The 4,982-nt window shown below is 68.3% G+C and carries 3 protein-coding genes and 1 pseudogene; 3 read left to right on the top strand and 1 reads right to left on the bottom strand.

What is annotated here, in order from left to right; genetic code table 11:
• Positions 1-307 precede the first annotated feature (307 nt).
• The gene (gene ppgK / locus KZA10_RS07980) at positions 308-1,054 is read right to left on the bottom strand and encodes a polyphosphate--glucose phosphotransferase (protein ID WP_141386797.1); all 747 of its coding nucleotides are present in this window, start codon (positions 1,052-1,054) and stop codon (positions 308-310) included.
• A gap of 68 nt (positions 1,055-1,122) precedes the next feature.
• Between ppgK and KZA10_RS07975 the strand changes: the two genes are divergently transcribed.
• The 3 genes and pseudogenes from KZA10_RS07975 to KZA10_RS07965 all read left to right on the top strand — a co-directional run.
• Positions 1,123-1,347 (top strand): hypothetical protein, encoded by a 225-nt coding sequence (locus tag KZA10_RS07975; RefSeq protein ID WP_017830462.1) that lies wholly within the window; start codon positions 1,123-1,125, stop codon positions 1,345-1,347.
• Positions 1,348-1,349: 2 nt separating this feature from the next.
• Complete coding sequence (gene glnA, locus KZA10_RS07970) at positions 1,350-2,687, top strand: type I glutamate--ammonia ligase (RefSeq protein WP_017830463.1); 1,338 nt, start codon at positions 1,350-1,352, stop codon at positions 2,685-2,687.
• A gap of 9 nt (positions 2,688-2,696) precedes the next feature.
• Positions 2,697-4,892 (top strand): annotated as a pseudogene (locus KZA10_RS07965) (bifunctional [glutamine synthetase] adenylyltransferase/[glutamine synthetase]-adenylyl-L-tyrosine phosphorylase); the annotation flags it as partial.
• Positions 4,893-4,982 lie beyond the last annotated feature (90 nt).

Here is a 4,982-nt window from a genome sequence, read left to right as displayed (position 1 = left end):
AGAGGAGACGACGAAGCCGCGTCACGCCGGGTTCGCCTACACGCTCGGCCGCAGCCTCATCACCCCTCTCGCTCGACTGGTGTACCGGCCCCGGATCGAAGGGCGCGAGAACGTCCCCCTGAGCGGTGCCGTCATCTTCGCGACTCGCCGCCGCCGGGGTGGGTCTGGCCATGAGGACCCGCGTTCGACGGGAACCTCCGATCGACTGAGCGGGGGAGGAGGCTCCGGCCCGCACCTTCGCGAACACGCGAAGACCCCGATGACTACGGCAGTCATCGGGGTCTTCGGTGTCAGGGACGTGCGTGGATCAGTCGCCGGCGAGGGATGCGGCGCCGATGATGCCCGAGTTGTTGCGGTGGATCGCCGGGACGATCGGCGTCTTGAGGTCGAGAAGCGGAAGGAAGTCTCCGGCGTTCTTCGAGACGCCACCGCCGACCACGAACAGGTCGGGGCTGAACAGGAACTCGATGTGCGAGTAGAACGCCTGCAGGCGCTCGGCCCACTCCGCCCAGCTGAGGTTCTCCCGTTCGCGTGCCGACGTCGCGGCGTACGTCTCGACCGACTCGAACTCGCGGAAGTTGAGGTGACCGAGCTCGGTGTTCGGCAGCAGCACCCCGTCGTAGAGGAATGCGGATCCGATGCCGGTGCCGAGGGTCGTCAGGAGCGTGAAGCCGCGCACATCCCTGGCCGCTCCGTGGCGGGCTTCGGCGACACCCGCGGCATCGGCGTCGTTCACGAACACGATGTTGCGGCCGAGGCCGTCGCGGAAGAATCGTTCGGCGTCGAAGTCGATCCACTCCTTGGACACGTTCGCGGCCGAGAGCGTCTTGCCGCGCTTGACGATCGCTGGGAAGGCGACCCCGAGCGGCAGCGTCGACTCGTGCACGTCGAGCGTCTTCAGAAGGGTCTGCACGGCGTTGAGCACGTCCTGCGGCGATGCGCCCTCGGGAGTGGGGACCCGCACCCGGTCGGATGCCATGACGCCGTGCTCGAGGTCGACGATTCCTGCTTTGATTCCCGTGCCGCCGATATCGACGCCGATCGCTTTTGCCATGGGCGATAGCTTAGCGACCACGGTGCGCGCCAGTAGGATCGATGACATCACGTGAAGAAGGGGCAGACATGTCTGACGGCGACCACAAGTACTGGTACAACTCCGCGACTGGCGAGATCGAGTTCGGCATGATCTCGCCCGCCATCGACCGCATCGGTCCGTTCGACACGGAGGCCGAAGCCCGCCGTGCTCCCGAGGTCGTCAAGGAGCGCGCGCGTTCCTGGGCCGAGGAAGAGGCCGTCGAGCAGGGCTGGGACGCCAAGGGCGACGCAAAGGGCCAGGGCGCAGAGTAGCCATGGACAAGCAGAGGGACTTCGTCCTCCGGACCATCGAGGAGCGCGGCGTCAAGTTCGTGCGGTTGTGGTTCACGGACGTGATCGGCACTCTCAAGTCGGTGGCCATCGCGCCCGCCGAGGTCGAGGGGGCTTTCGCGGAAGGCATCGGATTCGACGGTTCGGCGATCGAGGGGCTGACACGCACCTACGAATCCGATCTGCTCGCCCAGCCCGATCCGACGACGTTCCAGACGCTGCCCTGGCGCGGTGAGATCGACCCGACCGCGCGCATGTTCTGCGACCTGACGACCCCCGACGGCCAGCCGGCCGTCGCCGACCCACGTCACGTGCTCAAGCGCACGCTCGCGAAGGCCGCAGACGCCGGATTCACCTTCTACACGCATCCGGAGATCGAGTTCTATCTCCTGAAGTCGTCCTCGTTCGGACCCGACGGCCCCGTGCCCGTCGACTCCGCCGGCTACTTCGACAACGTTCCCGGCGGCACGGCGCACGACTTCCGCCGTCGCTCCGTGCGCATGCTGGAAGATCTCGGCATCTCCGTCGAGTTCAGCCATCACGAGGGCGGCCCCGGTCAGAACGAGATCGACCTGCGCTACGCCGATGCGCTGACCACAGCCGACAACGTCATGACGTTCCGCACGGTGATCAAGGAGGTGGCGATCGAGCAGGGCGTCTACGCGACGTTCATGCCGAAGCCGCTCAGCGGTCAGCCCGGCAGCGGCATGCACACGCACATGTCGCTCTTCGAGGGCGATCAGAACGCGTTCTACGAGGAGGGCGCGAAGTACCAGCTCTCCAAGACGGGGCGGCACTTCATCGCGGGCCTGCTCAAGCACGCGAACGAGATCTCCGCCGTCACGAACCAGTTCGTGAACTCCTACAAGCGCCTGTGGGGCGGCGACGAGGCGCCGAGCTTCATCACCTGGGGCCACAACAACCGTTCCGCGCTCGTGCGCGTGCCGATGTACAAGCCCAATAAGGGGCAGTCGTCGCGCGTGGAGTACCGTGCGTTGGACTCGGCCGCGAACCCCTACCTGGCGTACGCGCTCATGCTGGCGGCCGGGCTCAAGGGCATCGAAGAGGGATACGAGCTGCCGCCGGAGGCCGAGGACAACGTCTGGGCTCTCAGCGACGCGGAGCGACGGGCCCTGGGCTACTCGGCGCTGCCGGCGAGCCTCGACCACGCCCTCGAGTACATGGAGGCGTCCGAACTCGTCGCCGAGACGCTCGGGGAGCAGGTGTTCAACTACGTGCTGCTCAACAAGCGCAAGGAGTGGGAGGCCTACCGCGGTCAGGTCACCCCGCTCGAACTGAAGAACAACCTCGAGCTTCTCTGAGGGGCGCGCATGGCCCGTCCGGACGATTCCGTCTCGCTCTCCGCGCTGGCCAGACTCGGCTTCGCCGAGCTGAGTGAGGCGGCAGCGTCCCTGTCGGAGCTGGCGAGCATCCTCGACCAGCCGCGCACCGTGCTGCTCGAAGCGGCGGATGCGGCGGATCCCGATGCCGCCGTGCGCGGGCTGCTCAGAGTGGCGCGCCGGGACGAGGCGCCGCTGCGGAGACTTCTCGTCGACGAGGAGACGCGTCGACGGGTCTGGCGGGTGTTCGGTGCGTCCGAAGGGCTCGCCGACTTCTTCCTCCGTCATCCGGACCAGCTGACCGTCCTGGAAGGCCCCCTCACTGCTCTGCCGTCGTCCGACGAACTGCGCGAGCGTCTGCTGGCTTCGGTGGGTGCGCACGACGGTTTCGCGCAGTTGTCCGGAGACGAAGCCGTCGTCGCGATCAGGGTCGCATATCGGCGCAATCTCGCAGCCATCGCCGCCTACGACCTGTCGCATCCTGCACCGGAGACGATCATCGCACCGGTGTCGGCGGCGCTGGCGGACATCGCCGGTGCCGCGCTCGAAGCATCGCTCGCGGTCGCCAGGACCCGGTTGCGGGACTCGATGGGCCCTGGCGAAGTGGCGGCGACGCGCCTCGCCGTCATCGGCATGGGAAAGGCCGGAGCGCGGGAGCTGAACTACGTCAGCGATGTCGACGTGATCTTCGTCGGCGGCAGCAGTGATGAAGAGGTCGTCACGGAGGCACGCGCCATCGACATCGCGACCCGTCTCGCGCGCGAGACGATGCGCAACCTCGATGCGATCGAGGTGGAGCCCCCGCTGTGGGAGGTGGATGCCGCGCTGCGTCCCGAGGGCAAGCAGGGTGCTCTGGTCCGCTCGCTCGCGTCGCATCTGGCCTACTACGACCGCTGGGCGAAGAGCTGGGAGTTCCAGGCCCTGCTCAAGGCACGCCCGCTCGCCGGCGACGCCGAGCTCGGCGCCGAGTACATCGCCGCGGTGCAGCCGAAGATCTGGTCCAGCGCCGCCCGACAGGACTTCGTCGAGAGCGTGCAGCGCATGCGCGAGCGCGTGATGGAGCACATCGATCCCGAGGACGCCCCGTACCAGCTCAAGCTCGGCGCCGGCGGCCTGCGCGACATCGAGTTCACCGTGCAACTGCTGCAGCTCGTGCACGGCCTCACCGATGAGTCGCTGCGCACCCGTGGCACGCTCGAGAGCCTCGACGCGCTCGTCGAGGGCGGCTACATCGGGCGGGTCGACGCCGCCGCGTTCGCCGACGACTATCGGCTGCTCCGGCTCATGGAGCATCGGCTCCAGCTGCGCGAGCTCAGCCGCACGCATCTGATGCCGCGCACTCCCGCCGGCCTGCGGACCCTGGCGAGGGGCACCGGACTCGCCGAGAGCGGTGAGCGGGTGTGGGCGCGCTGGGAGAGCGTGCGACGCGAGGTGCGTGAGATCCACACCCGCCTGTTCTACCGTCCGCTGCTGAGCGCCGTCGCCGGCCTGCCGGAGGAGGAGCGCACGCTCTCCGCCGCCCAGGCACACGACCGCCTGGCGGCGATCGGGTTCCGCGATCCGGCGGGAGCCCTGCGCCACATCGGCGCCCTCACGAGCGGGCTCAGTCGCAAGGCGACGATCCAGCGCCACCTGATGCCCATCATGGTGCGGTGGTTCGCAGACGGCAGCGATCCGGATTATGCGCTGCTCGCCTTCCGCCGCATCAGCGAGCGTCTCGGGGACACCCCCTGGTTCCTGCGGATGCTGCGCGACTCCTCCGGCGCGGCTGAGAGCCTCACCCGGCTGCTGTCCTCCTCGCGCTACATCGGCGAGCTCCTGGAGTGGATCCCGGAATCTGTGGCCTGGTTGGACAGCACGGGACGCCTGCGGCCTCGTGGTGCCGCTGCGCTGGACGAGGAGGCGCGCGCGATACAGACGCGCCACGAGACGATCGGCGACGCCCTGCGCGCCGTCAGGGCGCTACGAAGGCGGGAGCTGCTGCGCACGGCGATGGGCGCTGTCCTCGACGTCCTCACGATCGAGGAGGTCGCCACGGCGCTCACCGAGATCACCGAGGCCACGATCCAGGCGGCCCTGCGTGTGGTGATCCGCGACGTCGTTCCGCCGGAGGACGAGGCGCTGGATTTCGCGGTCATCGCGATGGGACGCTTCGGCGGCGCCGAGCTGGGCTTCGGCTCCGACGCCAGCAGGCGATCAACCGCATCTCCTCGCAGCTGCCGGAGGATGTGAGCCCCCAGGTGCTCTCGGTCTCGATCGACGACTTCCCGGTGATCC

The organism is Microbacterium sp. BF1 (genome assembly GCF_019279095.1).
Classification (GTDB): domain Bacteria; phylum Actinomycetota; class Actinomycetes; order Actinomycetales; family Microbacteriaceae; genus Microbacterium; species Microbacterium maritypicum.
Note: the sequence above shows the minus strand (reverse complement) of the source record. Positions and strands in the feature narration are given on the sequence as shown.